This window comes from Streptomyces sp. SBT349, assembly GCF_001083795.1.
GTDB lineage: Bacteria > Actinomycetota > Actinomycetes > Streptomycetales > Streptomycetaceae > Streptomyces.
Genome location: NZ_LAVK01000013.1, coordinates 22725 through 46127, shown reverse-complemented (window position 1 = coordinate 46127; position 23403 = coordinate 22725). Strand labels below are relative to the sequence as shown.

23 protein-coding genes are annotated in these 23403 nt (G+C 72.9%); 17 read left to right on the top strand and 6 right to left on the bottom strand.

Annotated features, from left to right (window positions below; genetic code table 11):
• A partial coding sequence (locus ADY01_RS03235) for a GNAT family N-acetyltransferase (RefSeq protein ID WP_049565099.1) occupies window positions 1–700 on the top strand: 700 nt, incomplete at its 5' end.
• A 7-nt stretch (window positions 701–707) separates the two neighbouring features.
• Here ADY01_RS03235 and ADY01_RS38825 read toward each other — a convergent pair.
• Complete coding sequence (locus ADY01_RS38825) at window positions 708–983, bottom strand: hypothetical protein (protein WP_049565086.1); 276 nt, start codon at window positions 981–983, stop codon at window positions 708–710.
• Window positions 984–1270: 287 nt separating this feature from the next.
• Here ADY01_RS38825 and ADY01_RS03225 point away from each other — a divergent pair, with 287 nt between their 5' ends.
• The 8 genes from ADY01_RS03225 (at window position 1271) to ADY01_RS03190 (ending at window position 8436) form a co-directional block, all read left to right on the top strand.
• Window positions 1271–1696: an RlpA-like double-psi beta-barrel domain-containing protein gene (locus ADY01_RS03225; protein WP_049565084.1), complete on the top strand. Its 426-nt coding sequence runs from the start codon at window positions 1271–1273 to the stop codon at window positions 1694–1696.
• Between the two features lie 19 nt (window positions 1697–1715).
• A complete protein-coding gene (locus ADY01_RS03220) occupies window positions 1716–2321 on the top strand; it encodes a hypothetical protein (protein WP_049565082.1) in 606 nt (201 codons plus the stop codon).
• Window positions 2322–2335: 14 nt separating this feature from the next.
• Complete coding sequence (locus tag ADY01_RS03215; protein ID WP_049565078.1) at window positions 2336–3190, top strand: MauE/DoxX family redox-associated membrane protein; 855 nt, start codon at window positions 2336–2338, stop codon at window positions 3188–3190.
• 124 nt (window positions 3191–3314) lie between these two features.
• The gene (locus tag ADY01_RS03210; protein ID WP_049565076.1) at window positions 3315–4043 is read left to right on the top strand and encodes an SDR family oxidoreductase; all 729 of its coding nucleotides are present in this window, start codon (window positions 3315–3317) and stop codon (window positions 4041–4043) included.
• 94 nt (window positions 4044–4137) lie between these two features.
• A complete protein-coding gene (locus ADY01_RS03205) occupies window positions 4138–5127 on the top strand; it encodes a sigma-70 family RNA polymerase sigma factor (protein WP_049565073.1) in 990 nt (329 codons plus the stop codon).
• An 82-nt stretch (window positions 5128–5209) separates the two neighbouring features.
• Window positions 5210–6631: an MFS transporter gene (locus ADY01_RS03200; protein ID WP_049565071.1), complete on the top strand. Its 1422-nt coding sequence runs from the start codon at window positions 5210–5212 to the stop codon at window positions 6629–6631.
• A gap of 48 nt (window positions 6632–6679) precedes the next feature.
• The gene (locus tag ADY01_RS03195; protein ID WP_049565069.1) at window positions 6680–7648 is read left to right on the top strand and encodes an ATP-binding cassette domain-containing protein; all 969 of its coding nucleotides are present in this window, start codon (window positions 6680–6682) and stop codon (window positions 7646–7648) included.
• Window positions 7645–8436, top strand: coding sequence for an ABC transporter permease (locus ADY01_RS03190; protein WP_049565067.1), 792 nt, complete (start codon window positions 7645–7647; stop codon window positions 8434–8436). The genes ADY01_RS03195 and ADY01_RS03190 overlap by 4 nt, the downstream gene beginning before the upstream one ends.
• On the opposite strand, the gene ADY01_RS03185 is transcribed toward ADY01_RS03190, so the two are convergent.
• Entirely contained in the window at window positions 8417–11566 is a 3150-nt protein-coding gene (locus tag ADY01_RS03185) for an ATP-binding protein (RefSeq protein WP_049565065.1), read from the bottom strand. The genes ADY01_RS03190 and ADY01_RS03185 overlap by 20 nt on opposite strands.
• A gap of 94 nt (window positions 11567–11660) precedes the next feature.
• On the opposite strand from ADY01_RS03185, the gene ADY01_RS03180 reads away from it, so the two are divergent.
• Window positions 11661–12377 (top strand): hypothetical protein, encoded by a 717-nt coding sequence (locus ADY01_RS03180; RefSeq protein ID WP_234320037.1) that lies wholly within the window; start codon window positions 11661–11663, stop codon window positions 12375–12377.
• 79 nt (window positions 12378–12456) lie between these two features.
• Here ADY01_RS03180 and ADY01_RS03175 read toward each other — a convergent pair whose 3' ends face one another.
• Entirely contained in the window at window positions 12457–12720 is a 264-nt protein-coding gene (locus ADY01_RS03175; protein ID WP_049565063.1) for a hypothetical protein, read from the bottom strand.
• A gap of 173 nt (window positions 12721–12893) precedes the next feature.
• On the opposite strand from ADY01_RS03175, the gene ADY01_RS03170 reads away from it, so the two are divergent.
• From ADY01_RS03170 to ADY01_RS03150, 5 genes are all read left to right on the top strand, one after another.
• Window positions 12894–13298 (top strand): DUF2089 domain-containing protein, encoded by a 405-nt coding sequence (locus tag ADY01_RS03170; protein ID WP_049565061.1) that lies wholly within the window; start codon window positions 12894–12896, stop codon window positions 13296–13298.
• Entirely contained in the window at window positions 13295–13555 is a 261-nt protein-coding gene (locus ADY01_RS03165) for a hypothetical protein (protein ID WP_049565057.1), read from the top strand. The genes ADY01_RS03170 and ADY01_RS03165 overlap by 4 nt, the downstream gene beginning before the upstream one ends.
• A 21-nt stretch (window positions 13556–13576) precedes the next feature.
• Window positions 13577–14008, top strand: a complete 432-nt coding sequence (locus ADY01_RS03160) for an SHOCT-like domain-containing protein (protein ID WP_049565055.1) — start codon at window positions 13577–13579, stop codon at window positions 14006–14008.
• Window positions 14009–14309: 301 nt separating this feature from the next.
• The gene (locus ADY01_RS03155) at window positions 14310–15296 is read left to right on the top strand and encodes an ATP-binding cassette domain-containing protein (protein WP_049565053.1); all 987 of its coding nucleotides are present in this window, start codon (window positions 14310–14312) and stop codon (window positions 15294–15296) included.
• Window positions 15293–16093 carry an ABC transporter permease gene (locus tag ADY01_RS03150; protein WP_049565050.1) on the top strand — a complete coding sequence of 267 codons (801 nt, stop codon included), beginning with the start codon at window positions 15293–15295 and terminating at the stop codon, window positions 16091–16093. Before ADY01_RS03155 ends, ADY01_RS03150 begins: the two co-directional genes overlap by 4 nt.
• A 306-nt stretch (window positions 16094–16399) precedes the next feature.
• Here the strand turns inward: ADY01_RS03150 and ADY01_RS03145 are convergent, their stop codons facing one another.
• Window positions 16400–17953, bottom strand: coding sequence for an MFS transporter (locus tag ADY01_RS03145; RefSeq protein WP_049565048.1), 1554 nt, complete (start codon window positions 17951–17953; stop codon window positions 16400–16402).
• Window positions 17954–18018: 65 nt separating this feature from the next.
• On the opposite strand from ADY01_RS03145, the gene ADY01_RS03140 reads away from it, so the two are divergent.
• Together ADY01_RS03140 and ADY01_RS03135 are read left to right on the top strand one after the other, a co-directional pair.
• Window positions 18019–18588 (top strand): TetR/AcrR family transcriptional regulator, encoded by a 570-nt coding sequence (locus ADY01_RS03140; RefSeq protein ID WP_063784102.1) that lies wholly within the window; start codon window positions 18019–18021, stop codon window positions 18586–18588.
• Window positions 18589–19023: 435 nt separating this feature from the next.
• Entirely contained in the window at window positions 19024–21174 is a 2151-nt protein-coding gene (locus ADY01_RS03135; RefSeq protein ID WP_049565044.1) for a hypothetical protein, read from the top strand.
• Here ADY01_RS03135 and ADY01_RS03130 read toward each other — a convergent pair.
• Window positions 21155–22546, bottom strand: a complete 1392-nt coding sequence (locus ADY01_RS03130; RefSeq protein WP_234320036.1) for a hypothetical protein — start codon at window positions 22544–22546, stop codon at window positions 21155–21157. The genes ADY01_RS03135 and ADY01_RS03130 overlap by 20 nt on opposite strands.
• A 397-nt stretch (window positions 22547–22943) precedes the next feature.
• Entirely contained in the window at window positions 22944–23375 is a 432-nt protein-coding gene (locus tag ADY01_RS39625; RefSeq protein ID WP_053170450.1) for a hypothetical protein, read from the bottom strand.
• Window positions 23376–23403: the final 28 nt, after the last annotated feature.

The window sequence follows — 23403 nt, the reverse complement described above, 5'->3', positions numbered from 1 at the left end:
TCGGCAGCTTCAGAGGGGTATAAGAGACAGGGGCGGGGAGGTCCGCGCCGCCCTGGTGCACACGCCGCCGCACGCGGTGAACGTGACCGCCCTGCCCGACGAGGCCGTGGCGCCGCTCGCCGCGCTGCTGGCCGGGATCGAGGGGGAGGGCGCCCCGGAGGCGGTGATCCTGCCGTCGGAGTCGCGGGCCGCGTTCACCGCCGCCTGGGGCGGGGACCTCTCCCTCGGCTACGCGTCACGGCTCTACCGCCTCGGCGCGTTGAAGCCGCCGGAGCCGCCGCCCGCCGGGCGGGCCAGGACCGCCACCGGGGGAGACCGCGCGCTGCTGATCGACTGGGTGACCGACTTCACGCGGGCCGTGGGCGCGACGCCCGGCGGCGAGGAGGCGCTCGTGGACGACCGGCTCGACCACGGCGGGTTCACCCTGTGGGAGGACGAGGACTCCACGCCGGTCTCGCTCGCCTCCGCCACCCGCCCCGCCGCGGGCGCGGTGCGGATCGCCTACGTCTGGACGCCGCCGGAGCGCCGGAGGCGCGGATACGCGGCTGCCGTGACCGCGGAGGCCAGCCGGCGGGCGCTGGACGCGGGGGCGCGCGAGGTGGTCCTGTTCACCGACCTCGCGAACCCCACGAGCAACGAGATCTACCAGCGGATCGGCTACCGCGCCGTCCTCGACCGGGTGACGCTCCACCGCGCCTGAGCGGGGATCAGGAGAAGAAGGGCGCGGCGATCAGGTAGGGCAGGCTGCCCGCGAGCAGCCCGGCGAAGACGACGGTGGCCGCCCTGGCGACCGCGCTCTCATGGTGCCGGGCGAAGAGTCCGGTGGCCACGAGGCCGAAGGCGCCCAGCAGCAGCTCGTAGAGGACGAAGAGCGGGGAAGCCAGTACCGCCAGCACGCAGGTGACGCCGAAGAGCACCAGGGTGCGCCGGCGGCTCTTGTTGTCCAGCCGATTGTCCAGCCTGTTGTCCAGTGCATGGTCCATGACGGAACTCCTCACCGCAGCCGGGTGTTTACCGGTCCTTCGATCACTGTCCCCCGGATGGACCCTGGTCATGCAGCGCAGCAGAATTGACCGAACTGGCGAGGAATCGAGACCGGATCGCGTCCTTCATCAGTATGCGCCTGTCGCGGCGGAGAGCGGTCACGCCCCCTCCCCACGCCCTCTGGTGCCCGCACACAAGAGCGAGGATTATGGGCCCGTTCGACGTCTGATCTGTCATGTACAGGTCAGGAACTTCTGTTGTCCGTGCTTCACGAAGGGAGTTCGACGTGGCCTGTTCGTCCAACGCGCTCTGGGCCGGGGAGACCACCTGGTTCTGCTGCGGAGCCGCCTGGGGCCCCTGCGGCAGCGCAGGCGGTGGCGCCTGCGGCAACTGCGCCTCGGCCGCCAATCACGGCGCCTGGCCCAACGCCTCGCAGGCGTGCTGGGACATCACGCGCCCCGACCTCTGCGGCGAGGGCGGCATCGTCCGCCGCGGCTGCGGATCCGTCATGAACGTCCGTCACCAGTGCTCGGGCGCCACCGTCTGCATCACCATCACCGACTGCGGCCCCCGCACCCGCAGCTTCTGCGGCGAGCAGAGCTGCTGCGGCGGCACGTGCCGCGTCAACCGCGTGCTGGACCTCACGCCCGCGGCGTTCTCGGCCATCGGCAGCCTCTCCTCCGGCGTGCTGCCCGTCGTCATCACCGAGTGAACGAGGCAGGAGACCAGCCATGACACCCCCCACCCAGGTCCACCGCCGTTCCTTCCTCACCTCCGCCGCACTCGGCGGCGCCACCATCGTGGGCGCCTCCGCGCTGGGCGCGCTCGACGCCGACGCCGCGTTCGCGGCGCCGTCGCCCTCGCTCGACCCCGCGGTCTCCACCACCTCGTTCGCCGAGGGCCGGATCGGCGCCATCAAGGGCAGCGTGCTCCACGTCGCCGGGTCCCGCGGCGAGACGCACCGCATCCAGCTCACCAACGCGACCAGCGTGTGGAAGGCCCGCCCCACCACCGCCGAGGCGATCGAGACCGGCGACGGACTCTACGCGCGGGGAGTCGAGATGCCGGACGGCTCGATCGCCGCCGACGCGGTCTGGGTCAACATCGTCAACCTCTACACGACCATCCGCGGCATCCAGAAGGACCGGATCTGGCTCGCCCACGACCACCAGGAGCTGGTCGGCCGCACCATCCCCGAAACGGCCGCCTCCTACGCGGGTAGCGCGCTCACCTCCGACCTCTCGCGGCTGCGCATCGGCCAGGCGGCCCAGGTGCTCGGGGCCTGGCGCCCCACGGACAACTCCATCGACCTGGTCCGCGTGACCGTCGGCCACTGACCCGGGAGGCCCGGATGTTCTCACTGACCGCGAGTCTGACGCCGCTGCTCCTGGGCGGGCTGCTCCTGTGGACCGGAGGGGCCAAGGTCACCAGCCGGACGCTGCTGGCCCAGGCGGGGCTGACCGCGCTGCCGCGGCTGGTCCGTGGGCCGCACCGGGCCGCCCTGGTGCTCCGCCTCACGGGGGTGGCCGAGGTGGCGCTCGCGGCCGGGCTGCTGGCCCTGCCGCGGGCCACCGTCCCGGCCGCCGGGACGGCCGCGCTCGGCGTCGGCTTCCTCGGCTACCTCGCCGCGGCCAAGGCCGTGGCGCCCGAGTCCTCGTGCGGCTGCACGGCCAACGACACCCAGCCCGTCACCTGGCGCTCCTTCGCCAGGGCCGGGGCCGTCGCCGCGGGCGGCGCCGCCGCCCTGGCCGCGGGCGACCCGTGGTGGTCGGCCGCCGGCGACAGCCCGGCGGCGGCGACGGCGCTGCTGGCGGCGGGCGCGCTCCTGCTCGCCGCCCTGTCCGCGGGGCCCGAGCGGCGCGTGCGCGTCGTCCTGCGGCGGCTGCGGCTGCGCCTGTTCGGCAACCCGCTGGGCGGCGACGCGGGCGAGACCCCGGTGGCCGCCTCGGTCGAGCTGCTGGAGCGATCGCTCGCCTGGGAGACCGCCGCGCCGCTCATCAGGTCGGGCCTGATCGAGCACTGGGACGAGGACGGCTGGCGCATCCTGCACTACACGGGCGCGCGCCGCACCGGCGAGCTGGACCGGACGGTCTCGGTCCTGTTCGCCATGGACGCCGGCGCCCACCGCGACCGGCCGGCCGGGCAGGCGATCCGCGTCAGCGTGGTGGACCGGGAGACCGCCGAGGTGCTCCCGCTCCTCACCTGAGGCACGCCCCGGGAGGTGATCCGGGGCGCGCACGCGTGCGGGGTGCGCGCGCATCGACGCCCGGCACCCCGCGCGAGGCCACCTGTGCCATATTGCGAATGCATCTCCCGACGAAAGGCATGCCATGAAATTCGCGGTTGTCGGCGGTACCGGGCTGATCGGATCGCAGGTCGTCAGTGACCTGAACGCCGCCGGGCACGAGGCGGTGCCGCACTCGCAGTCCTCCGGAGTCGACGTCATCAGCGGCGAGGGACTGGACGAGGCGGTGGCGGGGGCCGACGTCATCGTGAACCTGACGAACTCCCCGACCTTCGACGAGGCGTCCCCCGCCTTCTTCCGGGTCTCGATGGACAACCTTCTGGCCGCGGGCCAGGGGAGTGGTGTCCGCCACTTCGTCATTCTCTCGATCGTCGGCGTGGACCGGGTACCCGAGCTGGACTACTACCGGGCGAAGGCGCTCCAGGAGGACATCCTCGCGGCCGGACCGATCCCCTACTCGATCGTCCGCGCGACGCAGTTCATGGAGTTCGTCGACGCGGTCATGTCCTGGACCACCGACGGCGACACGGTCCGGCTGCCCGCCACGCCGATCCAGCCGATCGCCGCCAGGGACGTGGCCGAGGCGGTGGCGGAAGTCGCCGCGGGCGCTCCGCTGGGAGGCATCCGCAACATCGCCGGACCCGAGGTCTTCGCCCTGGACGAGCTCGGCCGGGTCACCCTGTCCCACCGGGCCGACGGCGGCACCGTCGTCACCGACCCCACCGCGGGCATGTTCGCCGTCGTCAAGGGGGACGTCCTCACCGACACGGACGCCCGCCTCGCCCCCACCCGTTACGCCGACTGGCTCTCCTGAACCCGCGGCACCCGCCGCCGATGAATTCCCCGGGTGGCCGCGGTCTGCACTGCCTGACGGGGCAGCGGCGGACGGACCACAGGGGGAGCGGCGCGTGACCAAGGACCGGGAGTTCTCCCAGCTCACCGCCGCCCACCGGCGGGAGCTGCTGGCGTACTGCTACCGCATGTCCGGCTCCGCCGACGACGCCGAGGATCTGCTCCAGGAGACGCTGCTGAGGGCCTGGCGCGCCTACGACCGGTTCGAGCACCGCGCCTCCGTTCGCACCTGGCTGTACCGGATCGCGACCAACGTGTGCCTGTCCGCGCTGGAGCGCCGGGCGCGGCGGCCGCTGCCGTCCGGTCTCGGCGCCCCGAGCGGTGACCCGGACGAGCCGCCGGCTCCGGCGCGGCCCGGGGTCGCCTGGCTCCAGCCCCTGCCCGACGCGCTGCTCGACGCCATCGCCCCGGCCGATCCGGCGAACGTCGTCGTGGCGCGCGGCAGCCTCCGCCTCGCCCTCATCGCCGCGCTCCAGCACCTGCCGCCCCGGCAGCGCGCCGTGCTGATCCTGCGCGACGTGCTGCGGCTGCGCGCCGCCGAGGTGGCCGAGCTGCTCGGCACCACGACCCCGGCGGTCAAGAGCTCACTGCAACGCGCCCGCGCGCACCTGGCGGAGGCCGCGCCGGCGGAGGACGACCTCGCGGAGCCCACCGAGCCCGCCCTGCGCGCGCTGCTCGACCGGTACCAGCACGCGTTCGAGACGGCCGATGTCGCCGCCCTCACACGGCTGCTGCGCGAGGACGCCGAGCTGGAGATGCCGCCCCTCCCGACCTGGTTCACCGGCCGCTCGCCCGTCGCCGGATTCCTCGCCGCACGGGTCTTCGGACCGCCCGGCACCCTGCGGATGCTGCCCACCTGGGCCAACGGGCAGCCGGCGTTCGCGGCGTACCGGTGGGCGGCGGGGGAGCGCCGGTACCTGCCGCACGCGGTGCAGGTCCTCACCGTCGCCGCCACCGGCGTCGCCCGGATCGTCACGTTCCTCGACCACGGCCCGTTCGACCGGTTCGCGCTGCCGCCCGCCCTGCCGCCCGCCCTGCCGGGCTGAGCCCGCGATTCCTTTCCGGCCGCCGCCGGGTCTGTACGTCCGGTCGTGACGACCGGACGCACCGCTGGAGAGGAACCACCGCATGTCCCGGACACCGATACCACCCCACCCGGGCGCCCGCCGGGGCTGGACGCTCGCCCTGGCCGGCCTCGGCGCGTTCCTGTGCTCGCTGGACGTCGTGGTGGTGGCCACCGCACTCCCCGTCCTGCGGACCGAGCTCGGCGCCGGCCTGGCGGACCTGGAGTGGACGATCAACGCCTACAACCTCGCCTTCGCCTGCCTGATGCTGACGGGTGCCGCCCTGGGCGACCGCTTCGGCCGCCGCCGGATGTACGTGATCGGTCTGGCGGCATTCGGACTCGCCTCCGTGGCGGCGGCGCTGTCGTCCGACGCCGGGGAGCTGATCGCCGCGCGGGTGGCCCAGGGGGTGGGCGCGGCCGTGGTGCTGCCGCTCACCCTGACCCTCATCGCCGACGCCTTCCCGGCGGCGAAGCGCGGGGTGGCGATCGGCATGTGGGGCGGCATCACCGGCCTGGGCGTGGCCGCCGGACCGGTCCTGGGCGGCGCGATCACCGAGGGGGTCTCCTGGCAGTGGATCTTCTGGCTCAACGTCCCGGTGACGCTCGCGCTGGTGCCCCTGTCCGCGCTGCTGCTGCGGGAGAGCCGCGGCCCGCGCCCGCAGCTCGACGTCGCCGGTCTGGTGCTGGTCGCCGCCGGGATGTTCGCGCTGACCTGGGCTCCGGTGCGGGCGCCCGAGACGGGGTGGGACAGCGGCGAGGTGATCGGCGCGCTGGTCGCCGGGGCGGCGCTGGTGGTCGCGTTCCTCGCCTGGCAGCGCCGGGCCCGGCACCCGATGCTGCCGCTCGCCTACTTCCGTGACCGCGCCTTCGTCGGGGCCAACGCGGTCATCTTCTTCCAGTTCCTGTCGCTGCTCGGCTCGCTGTTCCTGATCAGCCAGCTCTTCCAGATCGGTCTTGGCCACTCGCCCCTGGAGGCCGGGCTGCGGATCCTGGTCTGGACGGGCATGCCGATGATCGCGGCCCCGACGGCGGGCGCGCTGGCCGAACGGTTCGGCGAGCGGCCGTTCCTGGTGGCCGGGCTGCTGCTCCAGGCCGCCGGCCTCGGCTGGCTGGCGTACGCCACCGAGCCGGGCGTCTCGTACGGACGGCTGGTCTGGCCGCTGGTCATCGCGGGCATCGGGATCGGCATGATCTTCTCCACCTCGGCCAGCGCCGTGACCTCCGCCGTCCCGCCGGCCGACACCGGCGTGGCCGCCGGCACGAACACCGCCCTGCGGGAGCTGGGCGGGGTGTTCGGCATCGCGATCCTCGCCGCCGTGTTCGCCCACAACGGCGGCTACGCCTCGCCCGAGTCGTTCATCGACGGCTTCGGACCGGCCCTGTGGACCGCGTCGGCGCTCGCCCTGGCCGGAGTCCCGGCGGCGTGGGCGGTGGGCCGCCCCCGCGGGGTCGGCGCCCCGCGCCGTCCGGTTCCAAGGAGCTGAAACCGCGCTGAAACCGGGTTGAACCGGCCCTGCCGCACGGTGTGCCGCATGACGACGACAACGAACGCACTCGCCATCGCGGCCAGGGGGCTGCACAAGTCCTTCGGTGAGAAGAAGGTCCTCGACGGCATCGAGCTGGCCGTGCCGGCGGGCACGGTCTTCTCCCTCCTGGGGCCCAACGGCGCCGGAAAGACCACCGCCGTGAAGATCCTGTCCACCCTCATCACCGCCGACGCCGGCGACCTGCACGTCGGCGGCCACGACCTGGCCACCGACCCGCAGGCCGTGCGGGCCGCGATCGGTGTGACCGGGCAGTTCTCCGCCGTCGACGGGTTGATCACCGGCGAGGAGAACATGCTTCTCATGGCGGACCTGCACCACCTGTCCAAGCGCGAGGGCCGCCGGGTCGCCGCCGAGCTGCTGGAGCGCTTCGACCTGGTGGAGGCCGCCAAGAAGCCAGTCTCCACCTATTCCGGCGGCATGAAGCGCCGCCTGGATATCGCCATGACGCTGGTCGGCGCCCCGCGGATCATCTTCCTCGACGAGCCGACCACCGGCCTCGACCCGCGCAGCCGCCACACCATGTGGCAGATCATCCGCGAGCTCGTCTCCGACGGTGTCACCGTGTTCCTGACCACCCAGTACCTGGACGAGGCCGATGAACTCGCCGACCGTATCGCGGTGCTGAACGACGGCAGGATCGCCGCCGAGGGCACCGCCGGGGAGCTGAAGCGCCTCGTCCCGGGCGGGCATGTGCGGCTGCGGTTCGCCGACCCGGCCGCGTACCAGTCCGCCGCCGCGACCCTGCGCGAGGCCGCCCGGGACGACGAGGCCCTCGCGTTGCAGATCCCCAGCGACGGCAGCCAGCGCGAGCTGCGCTCCATCCTCGACTGGCTGGACGCGGCCGGCATCGAGGCGGACGAACTGACCGTGCACACCCCCGACCTCGACGACGTGTTCTTCGCCCTGACCGGCGGCAGCGACGTCCCCGACCAGCCCGAGGAGACCGTCCGATGAGCTTCCTGCCCCTTGCCGTCCGCGACTCGTCCACGATGCTGCGCCGCAACCTCCTGCACGCGCGGCGCTACCCCTCCCTCACCCTGAACCTGCTGCTCACGCCCGTCATGCTGCTGCTGCTCTTCGTCTACATCTTCGGCGACGCGATGAGCGCGGGCATCGGCGGCGGCAGCGCCGACCGTTCCGAGTACATCGCCTACCTCGTCCCGGGCATCCTGATGATGACCATCGGCAGCACCGTGGTCGGCACCGCGGTGTCCGTCTCCACCGACATGACCGAGGGCATCATCGCCCGCTTCCGCACGATGGCGATCCACCGCGGCTCCGTGCTCATCGGGCACGTCGTGGGCAGCGTGCTCCAGTCCGTCGCCAGCGTGGTCGTCGTCGGCGCCGTCGCCGTGGCCATCGGCTTCCGCTCCACCGACGCCACCGTCCTGGAGTGGCTCGCGGCGTGCGGGCTGCTCGCGCTGTTCGCCCTGGCGCTCACCTGGATCGCGGTCGGGATGGGCATGGGCAGCCCGAACGCCGAGGCGGCCAGCAACAATGCGACGCCGCTGATCCTCCTGCCGCTGATCTCGACGGCCTTCGTCCCGGCCGACGCCATGCCGGGCTGGTTCCGGCCGATCGCCGAGTACCAGCCGTTCACCCCGGCCATCGAGACCCTGCGCGGCCTGCTGCTCGGCACCGAGATCGGGCACCACGGATGGCTGGCGGTCGCCTGGTGCCTGGGGCTGGCCGTGCTCGGCTCCTTCTGGTCGAAGGCGCAGTTCAACCGCGATCCGCGATAGCCGCGCGGGTGGCTTCCCGCAGCCCGTCCCGGCCGAGGGCGGCGTACTCCGACACCGCGTCGGTGTACGCCGCCCCGTCCGCGTCCAGGGCCGCCCGCCGGGCCCGGTCGGCGGCCATCGTCGGCTGGAACTCCCGCAGCACGCCCAGCCGTTCGGCCAGCGCCAGCAGCCGCACCGCCGAGGCGTCGCCCGCGGTCAGCCCGGCCACGGCGAGCCCGTACAGCGCGGTGCCGTACGCCGAGAGCTGGGGAGAGGGGGCGGCCCGGCGGGCCAGCAGCGCGCGCAGCCGCTCCCGCAGTTCCACCAGCAGCCCCCCGACCGGCTCCAGCCGTCCGGCCCACGCGTGCGCGGTCAGGGCGGTGCCGAAGATCTGTAGCGCCCACGGGTCCATGTACGGGTCCGGATACGGGTCCGGATACGGGTCCGGGTACTGGCCCGGCCCGTTCTCGCGCAGCCTGGCCACCGCCCGCCGCCACAGCCCGAGGCCGACCTCGGTGGTGCCGCGGGCGATGGCGATCTCGGCGCGGATCCCGAGATCGGGCATGTAGAGCCCGGCGTTCGCCGACTGGTCCTCCTCCGCCTGCCGCAGCCACTCCTCGGCCTCGTCCACGGTGCCACGTTGCAGGCAGGCCAGCGCCAGGCCCCAGCGGACGCCGATGGAGTCGCCGTGGTCGCCGAGCCGGTGCAGTGCGTCGAATATGGCCAGCTGCCGCTCGTACGCCTCCTCGCCCCGGTCGGCGTGGAGGCTCAGCTCGCTCAGCCGGCCCTGGGAGAGGATCTCGGCGATGGGATTGCCGAGCGGTTCCAGCGCGGCGGCCATCCGGCGGGCGGCCTCGATCGCCCGCTCCAGGTCGTGCTCGTACTCCCAGACATAGCTGGCGACGGCCTCGGCGATGCCCGAGAGCATCGGTTCGGGGCTGTCGCACAGCTCCTGCAACGCCGCGTACGCGGGCGGCCGGAGCCGCGGCACCGCGCACAGCACCTGGGCGAGCGCCCGGATGAGGGTGTCGGGCCGGGCCGGCGGCAGCCGGCGCAGGGTGACGAGCTGGCGCACCGGGCTGGGGCCGAAGCCGAGGAAGAGCGTGGCGGTGCACACCGCCGCGGCGGTACGGGCCACTTCGGTGTGCGCCGCGTCCGGGCGGTAGTGCGACAGCGCCGGGCCGGTGTCGGCGGCGAGGGCGGCGAGGCGCTCGAAGCTGGAGCCGGTGGACCAGATGGCGGCGAGCATGGCGGTGCAGGACGCGGTCGTCGGGGCGTCCCCGCGGGCGAGGGCGTGGCGCAGGGCGAGGACCAGGTTGTCCTGCTCGGCCCGCAGCGACTCCCAGTGGGCGAGGGGCTCGGCGCCGAAGAGCACGTCGTGATGCGCGAGGCCGAAGCCCCGCGCCCAGGCGAGGAAGCGGCCGATGGCCTCCTCGTCCTCACCCGCCTCCGCGCGCCGGGCCGCGCTGAACTCCCGCACCGTCTCCAGCATCCGGAACCGCACCCCGGCCGGGGTGTCGGCCACGGTCACCAGCGACTGATCGGCCAGCTGTTCGAGCAGCGGCAGCGCGTCCTCGCCCAGCACCTGCTCCGCCGCCTCGCCGGAGAAGCCGCCGGGGAAGACGGACAGCGTGCGCGGCGCGGCGCGGGCGTCCTCGTCGAGGAGGTTCCAGCTCCAGTCCACGACCGCGTGCAGCGTGCGGTGCCGCTCCGGTACGTCCCGGGCCCCGCCGCGCAGCAACGCGAACCGGTCGCCGAGGCGGCGGGCGATCTCCGGTACGGACAGCACCCGCACGCGGGCGGCGGCCAGTTCCACGGCGAGCGGCAGCCCGTCGAGGTGGCGGCACAGCTCGGCCACCGCGTCCCGCGGCAGCTCCACGCCGGGCCGGGCGGCCCTGGCCCGCTGCGTGAACAGCTCGATGGAGGTGTCGAGTCCGAGCTCCGGCAGCGCGTACACCGCCTCCGATGTCAGGCCGAGGGGGGCCCGGCTGGTGGCGAGCACCCGCAGGTCCTTCGACGAGGAGACCAGGGCCCGCACGAGGTCGGCCGCGCCCCGGATGACCTGCTCGCAGTTGTCCAGGACCAGCAGGGCGGGCCCGGAGCCGAGCACGCCGAGGATGCCGGGCACCGGGTCGGCCGAGGCATGGCCGCTCATGGCGCCGTGCCGCCCCTCGCCCGTGCCGAGCGCGGAGGCCACCTCCGCGGCCACGTCCCCGTCGGCGGTGACGCCCGCGAGCGGCACGAAGTACACCACGCGCTGTTCGGCCCGGCGGCCGACGGCGTGCGCGAGCCGGGTCTTGCCGAGGCCGCCGGGGCCGACGACGGTGACGGCGCGGGAGGCGCGCAGCAGCAGCCGCACCTCCGCGATGTCCTCGCCCCGGCCGAGGAGCGGGTTCGGGTCGTGCGGCACGCCGTGCCGGACCAACGGAGCCTCGCCGTGCAGCAGTTCCCGCTGCACGGCCTTGAGCCCGGCCCCCGGATCCGTGCCGAGCTCGTCGCGCAGCTCACGGCGGTACGCCTCGTACCGCGTCAGCGCGGCGGAGGGACCCGCCGTCGCCGCCTCGCCGCGCAGCAGCTCGGCGAGCACCTCCTCGTCGCGCGGATGCTCCGCGGCGGCCACGGCCAGCGGCCCGGCCGCCTCCGCGTGTCGCCCGAGGCGCGCGAGCGCGAGCGCCCGCGCACGCACGAGCGTGCCGCGGACGGGGGCGCGCTCGGTGCGCAACGAGGCCACGGGGTCGTCGGTGCCGCCGACGCCGTCCGGGGTGCCCTCCCACAACGCCAGCCCGGCCTCGGCCGCCGCCAGCGACCCCGCGTGGTCCCCGGCCCTGGCCCGGTCCGCGCTCGCGGCGGCCCGGAGCAGCAGCGCGGAGCTGTCGACCTGGTCCTCGGCGAGGGTGAGCCGGTATCCGGTCGGCGTGCTGGCGATGACATCGGCGCCCAGCAGCGACCGCGCCCTGGACACGAGGACCTGCACCGCCTTTCCCGGCCGCTCCGGCAACTCGTCCGGCCACAGCCCTGCCACGAGCCGCTCGGTGCCGCAGCCCGTGCGCAGGTCGCCCGCGAGCAGCGCGAGGAGGCCACGGAGCCGGGGCGCGGTGACCTCCTGTCCCCGATAGGCGACGCGCGGCAGCAGGGTCAGATCGGTGGTCACCCGTGCAGGTTAGCCAACCGCCGTGCCGCCGACCGTTCCCGCCTCTCGACGGTGCGGGCCGTCCCTCGCCGAAGCCGCCGTGGATGATCTCACTGTGACGAAGAGAGCGGATCCGGGAGCCGATGCCGATGCCGATGCCGATACCGATGCCAGGGCCGAGTGGAACGCGAGGCTGGGCTGGGCGCAGGGGCTCATCGCGGAGGACCCCACCGAACGGGCCGCGGCGCTGACACGTCTGGCCGAGGCGCGAAGGCGTGTCGGAGAGGCGACGGAACGGTTCAACGCGTTGATGCGGGAGATGGGATCGGGTTACCGGGACCCCGCCGTCCGGGAGGCGTTCGCGACGCGTCAGGCCGCCTGCGGGTACGTGCTGCCGGACGCGTTGTGGAACCGCCCGCCCGGAGACATCAGGTCCTGGCCGGGTCTTCCGTACGCGCTGCTGTTCCTGGAGTGGGAGGCGAGGTACCCCCGGGAGTGGACCCTGCACGCCAAGAAGTGGGGCACGAAGCAGGCCCTCCTGCGGGACGTGGCGGTGGCGGAGCACGCCGCCCCCGTCCGGGCGAAGCTCGTCGACCTCGTCGGGATCGTCGTCCAATGCCCCTACCGCTGCAAGGACCGCGGCTACGTACGCGTCGCGCGGGCCGTCGACGGCCCGGACCTCCGAGCCCGGCTCGCCACGGCGGCCCGGAGCCACGACCCCTGGGCCCAGCGCCACGTCGGCTACGTACTCTGGCTCCTCGACCACCCCGACCTGCCCAACACCCGCCGCGTCTGGCGCGCCTGGAACACCGCGCGATTCCCGGTCCGGTGAGCTGCCGGCTCCGCGGGCGGGCGACTGGCCCCGCGCGCCGTGCCCCGTCTCCGCCGTGGAGGCCCGGCCGGAGGCGGCCTCAGGACCCGGTGCTGCGCAGCCCGGACGGCAGTCGGCGAATCCGCCCGGACCGCCAGTCGGCGAGGTGGTGCCGGGTCGCCAGGGTGTGCGGCCGATCGGCCCCGGCAGCCCACAGCAGCTCTCGCAGCCCGCTCACGGCCCCGCCGGGCGCGGAAGGCTCCGGCTGTTCCTCCCAGTAGGCCAGTGCGTCGCGGGTGGCCGGAGTATGGGGGTGATCACGGCCGAGTACCCGCTGCTGATCGGGAAGGGTGAGCGGCTCCACAGGATCTCCCCCGTCCCCATCCGTGCCTGTAGGGCCACTATCTGTAGCCGCTCGTGCGGTGTCAATCGTCCGTGGAAGGGTCATTCGGTTCTCCATCTGTGGGCTGCGCGCGGGGGAGAACATTGAGAAAATTAAGATCCGCGCGTTGACGCCTTAAAAAAGTCAAGGTACATATGACTGGTGAGCGTGTCGCCGAGTGCAGGGAGCCGAGGGTGGACTGGCAGGAGCTGACGGACCTGACGCGCGGACAGCCGTTCGTGGTCGAGCGGGTCCGCCTCGCCGACAGCGGCGTCGTGGTCGAGGGGCAGTTCGAGCCGCCGCAGTTGGCCCGGCTCGGCGTCGACGACCAGGTGTTCGTCGCCGCGTTCGTGCGGTCGCACGGTTCGATCAAGGAGATGGAACGGATCTTCGGGGTGAGCTACCCCACGATCAAGTCCCGGCTGAAACGGATCGCCGAGCACCTCGACTTCGTCGACACCGACCCGGCCCCCACCGGCGCCGCCGACGTCGTCGACCGCCTGCGGCGGGGGGAGATCAGCGCCGAGGAGGCGCTGGCCGAGCTGGAGGGTTCCCGGTGATCCCGCAGCTGGTGACGGTGCGCTATCGCCGTCCACGCGGCCGCGGCCTGCGGCTGTACGTCCCGGTCCTGCCGGTCCTGCTGGTGGCGTCACCGCTGCTGCTGCTCGCCGTGGCGGGCGGGCTGATCGCCTGCCTGGCGACGCGGGTGAGCCCGGTGGGCGCGCTGCGCGGCGCCGGGCGACTGCTGTGGGCGCTGCCCGGCACCCGGGTCGAGATCGAATACGGCCGAACGGCCGTACTGGTAAGCGTCAGATGAGTCGGAGGAGAAGGGGCGACCATGAACGAGCAGCGCCGTCAGGTCCTGCAGATGCTGGCTGAGGGCAAGATCACCGCGGACGAGGCCGAGCGGCTGATCGACGCCCTCGAACGGGAGAAGCCCGAGTCGCCGCCGGGGGCCACCTCCCGCCCGAAGCCTCGACCCAAGTACCTGCGCATGGTGGTGAACTGGGAGGACAGCTCCGGCGGCGACGGGCCGGGCCGGGTCAACGTCCGCGTCCCGCTCCAGCTGCTGCGCGCCGGGGTCCGGCTCACGAGCCTTGTCCCCCCGCAGGCGCTCACCAAGGTCAACGCGCAGCTGCACAAGTCCGGGGTGCCGATCGACCTCGGCGAGCTCAAGCCGCAGCACCTTGAGGAGCTCATCGAGCATCTCGACGACCTCACCGTCGACGTCGACGACCCCGACGCCACGGTGAAGGTGTTCTGCGAGTGACGCCGCCCCGGCCCCCGACGCCCACCGGGAACACGGGGTCGGGCCGCCATCCGGCCGGCCGGTGGCCCCGGGCGTTCACCCCGGATCCGCGGACGGCATAGCCACGGCCCGCGGCCACGCCGAGGGTGGCAGCACGCGCCTCGGCCAGGTGGCCCGCGATCCGGCCGTGCTCGGGGCCGCGTGCGGCGATCCGGAGTCGGCAATTCGCCGAGGGCCCCGGCGCCCGGCCCGACGACCTCACCCCCCCGCCAACCAGTTCACTTCAGCCTTCGAACGGGGCGACTCCATGCCTTCATCTGTCATGTCCACATCCAGTCGGAACGGCGGTCACCCGTCACCGGCCGCCGTCTCCGCCGTCGGCCTGCGCATGTCGTACGGCGGCACGACCGTGCTCGACGGCATCGACCTGCGCATCCCCGCCGGGTCCGTGTTCGCGCTGCTCGGGCCCAACGGCGCCGGCAAGACCACCGCCGTCAAGATCCTCTCCACCCTCATCACCCCCGACGGCGGGCAGGCCCAGGTCGGGGGCCACGACATCGCCACGTCTCCGGACGGGGTGCGGGCCGCGATCGGTGTGACCGGGCAGTTCTCCGCCGTCGACGGGTTGATCACCGGCGAGGAGAACATGCTTCTCATGGCGGACCTGCACCACCTGTCCAAGCGCGAGGGCCGCCGGGTCGCCGCCGAGCTGCTGGAGCGCTTCGACCTGGTGGAGGCCGCCAAGAAGCCAGTCTCCACCTATTCCGGCGGCATGAAGCGCCGCCTGGATATCGCCATGACGCTGGTCGGCGCCCCGCGGATCATCTTCCTCGACGAGCCGACCACCGGCCTCGACCCGCGCAGCCGCCACACCATGTGGCAGATCATCCGCGAGCTCGTCTCCGACGGTGTCACCGTGTTCCTGACCACCCAGTACCTGGACGAGGCCGATGAACTCGCCGACCGTATCGCGGTGCTGAACGACGGCAGGATCGCCGCCGAGGGCACCGCCGGGGAGCTGAAGCGCCTCGTCCCGGGCGGGCATGTGCGGCTGCGGTTCGCCGACCCGGCCGCGTACCAGTCCGCCGCCGCGACCCTGCGCGAGGCCGCCCGGGACGACGAGGCCCTCGCGTTGCAGATCCCCAGCGACGGCAGCCAGCGCGAGCTGCGCTCCATCCTCGACTGGCTGGACGCGGCCGGCATCGAGGCGGACGAACTGACCGTGCACACCCCCGACCTCGACGACGTGTTCTTCGCCCTGACCGGCGGCAGCGACGTCCCCGACCAGCCCGAGGAGACCGTCCGATGAGCTTCCTGCCCCTTGCCGTCCGCGACTCGTCCACGATGCTGCGCCGCAACCTCCTGCACGCGCGGCGCTACCCCTCCCTCACCCTGAACCTGCTGCTCACGCCCGTCATGCTGCTGCTGCTCTTCGTCTACATCTTCGGAGATGTGATGAGCGCGGGCATCGGCGGCGGCGGGGCCGACCGTTCCGAGTACATCGCCTACCTCGTGCCGGGCCTCTTGCTGATGACCATCGGCAGCACCACGATCGGCACCGCGGTGTCCATCTCCATGGACATGGTCCAGGGCATCGTCGCCCGCTTCCGCACGATGGCGATCCACCGTGGCTCCGTGCTCATCGGGCATGTCATCGGCGGCGTGCTCCAGTCGATCATGAGCGTGGTCGTCGTCGTCGTCGTCGGCGCCGTCGCCGTGGCCATCGGCTTCCGCTCCACCGACGCCACCGTCCTGGAGTGGGTCCTGGCGTTCGGCCTGCTCGCGCTGTTCGCCCTGGCGCTCACCTGGATCGCGGTCGGCATGGGCCTGTCCAGCCCGAACCCCGAGGCGGCCAGCAACATGGCCATGCCGCTGATCCTCCTGCCGCTCATTTCGACCGCGTTCATCCCGGCCGAGACGATGCCGGGCTGGTTCCAGCCGATCGCCGAGTACCAGCCGTTCACCCCGGCCATCGAGACCCTGCGCGGCCTGCTGCTCGGCACCGAGATCGGGCACCACGGATGGCTGGCGGTCGCCTGGTGCCTGGGCCTGACCGTGCTCGGTTACCCCTGGTCCACGGCGCTGTTCAACCGCGACCCGAAGTAGCGCGCGCCCGGCCGTGGTCAGGAGGCGGGACGGAAGCGCGAGGTGCCGTGGCCCTGGGGGAACGTCTCGACCGTCACCTGTCCGCCGCTGTCGGGGGCGTGGAGGAGGAAGGAGTGCATGGCGCCGTCCGCGCACCGGCCCCGGGGCTGGGAGGTGGTGGATTCGTTCGGCCCGAAGAGGAGCCACTCCTGCGCGGGTCCGATGGCCAGCAGCCTGTGTTCCCAGTGCTACCACATCTCCGGATCGGTCCTCGGCTTCTGACATCACCCCCGGGCAGCTCGGCCGGACCCGAACGGAATGCGGAGGCTAGTGTCCGTGCTCCCCGGAGTGGCCGTCGTCGATGCGCACGCCGCGGAGCGCGGTCGCGGCCACGACCGCGCTGAGAGCCAGCAGTCCCGCTCCGACGGCCGCGGTGGTGTTGATCCCGTTGGTGAAGGCCGTCGTGGCGGCCTGGGTCACCGATTCGGCGAGCCGACTGGGCAGTTGCTCGGCTGCGACGAGCGCCCCGCCCAGTGTGGAGCCGGCCGCGTCGGCCGCGCCCGCGGGCACATCTCCGGGAAGGGCCCTGCTGATGTCCCGCTCGTACACGGCGGTGGCGATGCTGCCGAGGATGGCGATGCCGAGGGCGCCACCGAGTTCGGTTCCTGTCTCGTTGAGAGCGGCTGCCGTGCCGGCGTTCCGCGGCGGTGCGGTGGCCACCACGAGGTTGTAGGCCAGGGTGATGGCCATGCCCATCCCGAGTCCGAGCACGCTGTAGCCGGTCAGGAGCGCCCCGACGGTGTCCTCGGCCTCCAGCCGGGTGAGCAGGCCGAAGCCGGTGGCGGCACACGCCAGTCCGGCGCCGATGACGAATCCGGGGCGCACCCAGCGCACGATGACGGTGCCCACCACGATGCCGACCACCGTCATGCCGACCATGGGAATCATCCAGAGTGCGGCGACGAACGGCCGGTAGCCGAGGACGAGTTGAAGGTGCTGGACGACCAGCATGCCGACTCCGGCCGAGGCCACGGTGAGGACGACGTTGGAGCCGATGGCCGCCGAGAACGCGGGACGCCGGAACAGACCGAGGTCGATCAGCGGCTGGGCGGCGGCGCGTTGGCGCCGGACGAACAGGTAGCTCGTGGCCAGCCCGGCGGCGATGGCGACGAACGGCGGGACCGCGAGCCCGTCCTCGGCCAGTTTCTTCAACCCCCAGACGCACGCCAGGATGGCCGCCATCGACTGTGCCGCGCCGAGCAGGTCGAAGCGTCCGGGAAGGGGATCGGCGTGCTCCGGCAACAGCAGCGGGGCCAGGGTCAGGAGCAGCACCATCACCGGGATGTTGATCAGGAAGACCGATCCCCACCAGAAGCGCTCGACGAGCAGCCCGCCGATGATCGAGCCGATGGGGACCCCGGCGCCGAAGGCCGCCGTCCAGACCGCGACCGCGGTGCGCCGCTGGGCGTCGTCGCGGAACATGGTGCGGATCAGCGCCAGCGTGGACGGGGCGAGAGTCGCCCCGCCGACACCGAGCAACGCGCGGGCGAGGATCAGCGTCTCGGGGCTGCTGGAGACGGCGGCCAGCAGTGAGGCGCCTCCGAAGGCGACGGCACCGAGCATCAGCAGCCGCCGCCGGCCGATCCGGTCGCCCAGGGTGCCCATCGTGATGAGCAGCCCGGCCATCAGGAAGCCGTAGATGTCCATGATCCAGAGCAACTGGCCTGTGCTGGGCCGCAGATCGGCGCTGATCCGGGGCGCGGCCATGAACAGCACCGAGAGATCCATGGACACCAGCAAGGCGGGCACGGTCAGGACGCCCAGGCCGATCCACTCCTTGCGGCTCGCCTTGGTCGAGGGGGTGGTGGAGGGGGAGGTCATGCAGCAATGTGTACAAGCGTCTAAGACGCTCGTCAAGTACGGATGTACACGCTATGCTCACACCCATGGGAAGTCGCGAGGACCTGCTCGAAGGAGCGAAGCGTTGCCTGTACGAGCGCGGCTACGCTCGGACCACCGCCCGCGACATCGTGGCCGCCGCTCCCGGCACTCACTTGGCCTCGATCGGATACCACTACGGCTCCAAGGAAGCTCTTCTCGACGCCGCGCTGATGCAGGCGATCGCGGAGTTGAGCGACATGCTGGCGCAGCTGAGCACGGAGGACCCCCGGCGCCTGCCCGGCGCCTGGGACCGCGTCCTGGCCGAGTTCGACGCGCACAAGCCACTGCTGATCGCGCACGTCGAGGCATGGTCGCAGATCGAACGCTCGCCCGAACTGCGAGAGCGGTTCGCGAGGCTCCACGCCGGACAGGTGGCCAAAGGTGCCGAGCACACCAAGGCCGTACGTCCCGACCTCGATGCCGAGACGGCCCGCGCCGTGTCGGCGGTGTCCGGCGCGTTGGCCGACGGGCTGATCGTGCAGTGGCTGATCGATCCGAAGCAGGTGCCCAGCGGCCACCAGATCGCCGCAGGTCTGCGGGTCCTGGCGGACGTGATCGACACGGAGGACGCATAGCACGACGTGGCGGGCGAGACACGCGGCACGACGCCGCCTTCGGCAGCGCCGAGACGCCCCGGCGGCCGGGGTGGGTCAGATGTTGCGGAAGAGACAGGGCAGCCTGATGACCTGCGGCGTTGAACGGCGATGCGTTCCCGTGCCTCGCCGTGCACGACACCGGACTCGCGGGTCCGGATCCCGCTCATCGTGGTGGTATGAGGGTCATCGTCCGCTGTTGTCACGCACGTTGACGATGCTGACATCGCCCAGTTGATGTCGTGGGCGGCTTGTCGGCATCTGGCAACGGGCGGCCCACGCCGGGGGTTTGGACAGCAGCGGGGTCTTCACGACGGCTACGGCGGCTGTGGTGGTGGTCGCGGGTGGCTGGGAAGATGGTGACGCTACGTCGGGCGGTGCCGGGCTCGGTGCTGCGGTCGGAGGGGGAAGAGTCCGATGGTGGATCCCGTGTCGCTGGCGGCGATCTCGGCGATGCTGGGTGCTGTGGCGTCGGGTATGGGAGGCGAGGCGGGCAAGCAGCTCTACCTGCTGATCGGGGGACTGTTCGGAAGGGGGGAGGATGACGCGCGCAGGCCGGGGCCGACGGATGATCTGGCGCTTCGGTTGTTCGAGAGTGGTCGGCGTGATCCTGTTCTCGCCCGGCGGCTGAGCGAGATGGAGAGGCTGGTCGGCCGGACGCTGGGGCGTGCGCCGGGCGTTCGGACGGTTCCTCGGTTGCCGGAGGGGAACAGGTTCTTCCAGGACAGGGACAGGCCACTGGACAGACTCGGCCGGGAAGCGAGGCGCGCACCGGACGGGCGTCCGCGTCGCGCGCTGCTGCTCGGCGAGGAGGGGATCGGCACGACGGGGCTGGTCATCCATTTCGGCTGGCAGTCGGCGGAGCGGTTCCCCGACGGACAGCTCTATGTCGATCTGCGGGGCAGCGACGCCGACGGTGGGCTGGACGCTTCGCTTGCCGTTCGGCAGGCACTGCGTGCGCTGGGGCTGAGGACCGAGGAGATCCCTCCCGGCCTTGCCGAGCGTGCTGCTCTCTTCCGGGAGGTCGTTGACACTCGGCGCATGCTGATCGTTCTCGACCACGCGCATTCGGCGGCCCAGGTGCGGCCGTTGCTGACGTCGGCTCCTGGTGTGTTCGCCATCGTCGTGAGCCGACGCAGGCTGCCGGGGGTGGATGCGGAAACGATCGAGGTCGGGCCGTTGCCGGACCGGCACGCGCTGCGGCTGCTGACCGAACTCGCGGGGGAGCGGCGGCTGGTGGACCGGGCGCTGGTCGCGCGCTGCGGCGGTTCGGCGCTGGCGTTGTGGACGGCCGGTCTGGCCCTGGCGGCAGGGCGGCGGCCCGACGAACGAGGGGAACGCGGTATGGCCGGGTCGGACAGCGACGCGCTGAGTGCCGTTCTCGATGCCACCTATCGCGGGCTTGAGTCGCCCGCCGCCCGGCTGTACCGGCGCATGGCGCTGTGGCCGTGGCCCGCCGTCCGCCCCGGCGCGGCGGCGGTCGTGGCGGAGACCGGCGCCGGGGAGGCGGCCCGTTTGCTGGAGGGGCTCGCGGAGGTGAATCTGCTTGAGCACCTGGGCGACGGCGGCTACCGGTACCGGCCGTCGGTCCGCGCGCACGCCGAACGCGAAGCGATGACCGAGGACGGCGTCGCGGGGTGCGGCAGGGCGATGCAGCGGGTGATCGTCACCCACCGGGACTTCGCGGTCGCGGCCGCCCGCACCGCCCATCCCCGGAACTGGCATGTCAGCGAGGCATTCCGGACGGTCCCCGCGGGGACGTACGCCGGCCAGGCCGAGGCCCTCGCGGCTCTCCGTGACGAACTGCCGACACTGGTCGCTGCGGTGCTGGCCGCCGCGGAGTTCGGCCTGGGGGAGACCGCCTGCGCGCTGTGCGAGGCGTTGTGGCCGGTGCAGCTGAAGGACGGGCGCCACGAGGAGGTCCTGCCGGCCCTGCGGGCGGCTGCCGGAGCGGCAGACGAGCAGTTCCCTGGGACTCGTCTGGCCGGACGCATGCACACGTTCCTGGCACTGGCCCTGCTGGAGTGCCGTGACTTCGAGGGTGCCGAGAGAGCGGCTGAGGCCGCCCTCGCCGCCGAACGGGAGGCGGGCCACCTGCGCGGGCAGGCCACGGCGACAGAGGTGGCGGGGCTGGTCGCGCTCGCGCAGTGGGAGTTCGCCCAGGCGGAGCGCCATTTCGAGGACGCGGACCGGATCTTGGACGGCATCGCGCCCGGCGGCGAGGGCGCGCGCGACCTGCCTCGGGCCAGGGCATTGCTCCTGCGCCACCGAGGTCGGGCCCGCCGTGGCCTGGCCATGCGTGGGCTCGCCCGCTGGGAGGAGGCGGACGGGCTGCTGACGAGGGCGCTGGAGTTCTTCCGGGGGAGCGACCCGTACAACACGGCGCGCACGTTGACGGACCGGGCCGAGCTGTACTTCTTCGCCGAGCGGCGTGCCGAGGCGCTGCCGCTGATCGACGAGGCGGTCTCCCTCCTCACCGGCGAGGGCGCGCAGTACCACCTCGCCCATCTGCGGGCCCTGCGCGAGAGCTGCGTCAACGGTCCGGACCTCACCCAGGACGGAAGGTAGACCGAGTGGGGGCCGACGGCCGGACGAGGACCTCGTGGGCGGCCTGTCCGGTGACCACGGTCATCCTCTCGCCGAGCTCCGCCAGCCCCTTTCCCGCCGCCAGCCACGTGTGCAGCGCCGAGGCGTACGCGGCGGGGTCGGCGGCCGAGGGGTCGGCGACCAGCGTGAGCGGTCGGCCCCCGCGGGGGAGGACGGTGCAGCTGCCCGGCCCGGTGACGTACGCGGCGAGCGCGCAGTAGGGATGACGCCGCAGCACGTCGGCGGCCCAGTCGGCCGGTGGACCGAGGCGTGGGTCATCCGGTGCCCCGTACCGGACGATCACGTCGGCGAGCGAGAGTCGACTCGGGTCGAGGGTGTCCTCGTGGACGGCGGTGTGCGCCTCGCCCTCGCCGCCCGGATCGCGGCCCGGATCCGCGTACCGCGCCACGGCGATGCGCCCGGCGTCCAGCAGCCGGGTCACCACGCGGATCGGCGCGGTGCGAACCGGCGCGGCACAGGCAGGCAGGGGGAGAGGAGCCAGCAGCGCCGGCTCGTCCGGCTCCGGCACGCCCATCAGGCGGTAGAACGTCTGCCGCAGCAGCCCGGCCGACTGCCCCGGCGCCGAACTGGTCAGCGACGCCGGTTCCGGCAGCGGCCGGTGCGCGGCGGTCGCCGCCTCCAACTGGGGGCGCAGGGGCATGCGGGCGTCCAGGCGCGGAGCCTGCCGGGTGAAGGCGGCGACCGGCGAGTCGTGACCGAGCCCGGCCGGGTGCGTGGCACCGAGGAGTACCGGCGTCCCCAGAGCCGCCGCGTAGTAGGAGACGGAGCCGAAGTCGCCCAGCACGACGTCCGCGGCGATGAGCGCCTGCCGCCACTCGTGGACCGGCTCGACGAGCGTCAGCCCGCCGCGTCGCGCGCGGTCCAGCCACATCCGGATCTGTCCCGGCCCATGGCCGAACCAGATGTTCGGGTGCAGCACGGCCGCCACCCGGTACTCGTCCGCGGCCAACTCCCCGGTGAGCCGCGGAAGCAGCGGGGCCAGCACGTCCTCGTCACCGTCGCCGAAGAGCGACTCCGGATTCCAGGTGGAGCTCAGCAGCACCAGTCGTTGACCGTGACGCACCCCCAGGGCGCGGCGGAACCGTTCGCGGTGGGGACGCGCGGCGAGGAGCCGGTCGTAGCACGGGTCTCCGGCGAGCACAGCACTGGCGACGGCAGGCGGACACGCGACACGCAGCCGGTCGAGCTGTTCCGGATGCGAGAGCACCATGGCGTCCGCGATCGGCTTCCCATCGGCCAGCAGCCACTCCGGGCCGAACCCGAACACCGGCTCGCGGCTCGCGGCTCGCGGCTCGCGGCTCGCGGCTCGCGGCTCGCGGCTCGCGGCTCGCAAGTATCTTATTATATCCGGCACCATGGGAGAGAACGACCAAAGGCCCCTGGATCTGGTCGAGTTGGCCGCCCAGGCTGGCGGTGATGGCCAGGTCCACGCGGGTTCGTGTCGCCTGGGCCCAAGGAAGCACCGGAACGCCGACCTCCGCCAGAAGTTCCGAGATGCCGGCCTGGTACGGGGACGACCCCGTACAGGTGGCCAGCAACTGGACGCGCAGGTCATCGCGGAACAGCGGCAGGACATCCAGCAGCCGAGTGGTCGAGGTCACGTTGTGCGTCACGACAAGGACCGTCCGGCACCTTCCGCGCGTGCTCCAGCGCTGCTTCTCGGCGCCTACGGGAACTCGTATCCAACCTTCCAGCGCGTCCCTCATCGTCCCCCCACCGGCCTCTCCGCCCTAGCCCCATACGACCGCCACGGCCGTCCGCTCGCCCCCGACCCTAACGAGGCGCTCCTCGGTGGCCTCACCTCGTCGGCTGCTGGGCCGCGGCATGACGCCTCCGGCAGTGGCCATCGAAGACTCCCTCGCGGCGAGGATCCGCGCCTCGAAGGCGTGGAGCGAACGCCGCCGCGCGTTCGGATGCCGGAGGTTCATCGCCGAGTGTTCCAGCCATGGGGCGATCTTGCCCTCGTCCACATCGTCCACGTCGTCCACGTCGGCTCGCGGCTGCTGAGCTGTCTCGGGGCCGATGGCCACGGGATGGTCGGCGACGGCGGCGGCAAGGGCCCGCAGGGGGCCAGCGGCCCGTTCGGCGCCGACGGCGTCGCCCGGGTGCTCACCTCGTCCTTCCCGATGCTCGCCCGGATCGGCGTCGTCCTGGAGCCGCACGAGCTGTATCCGCGGTCGGACTGCCCGC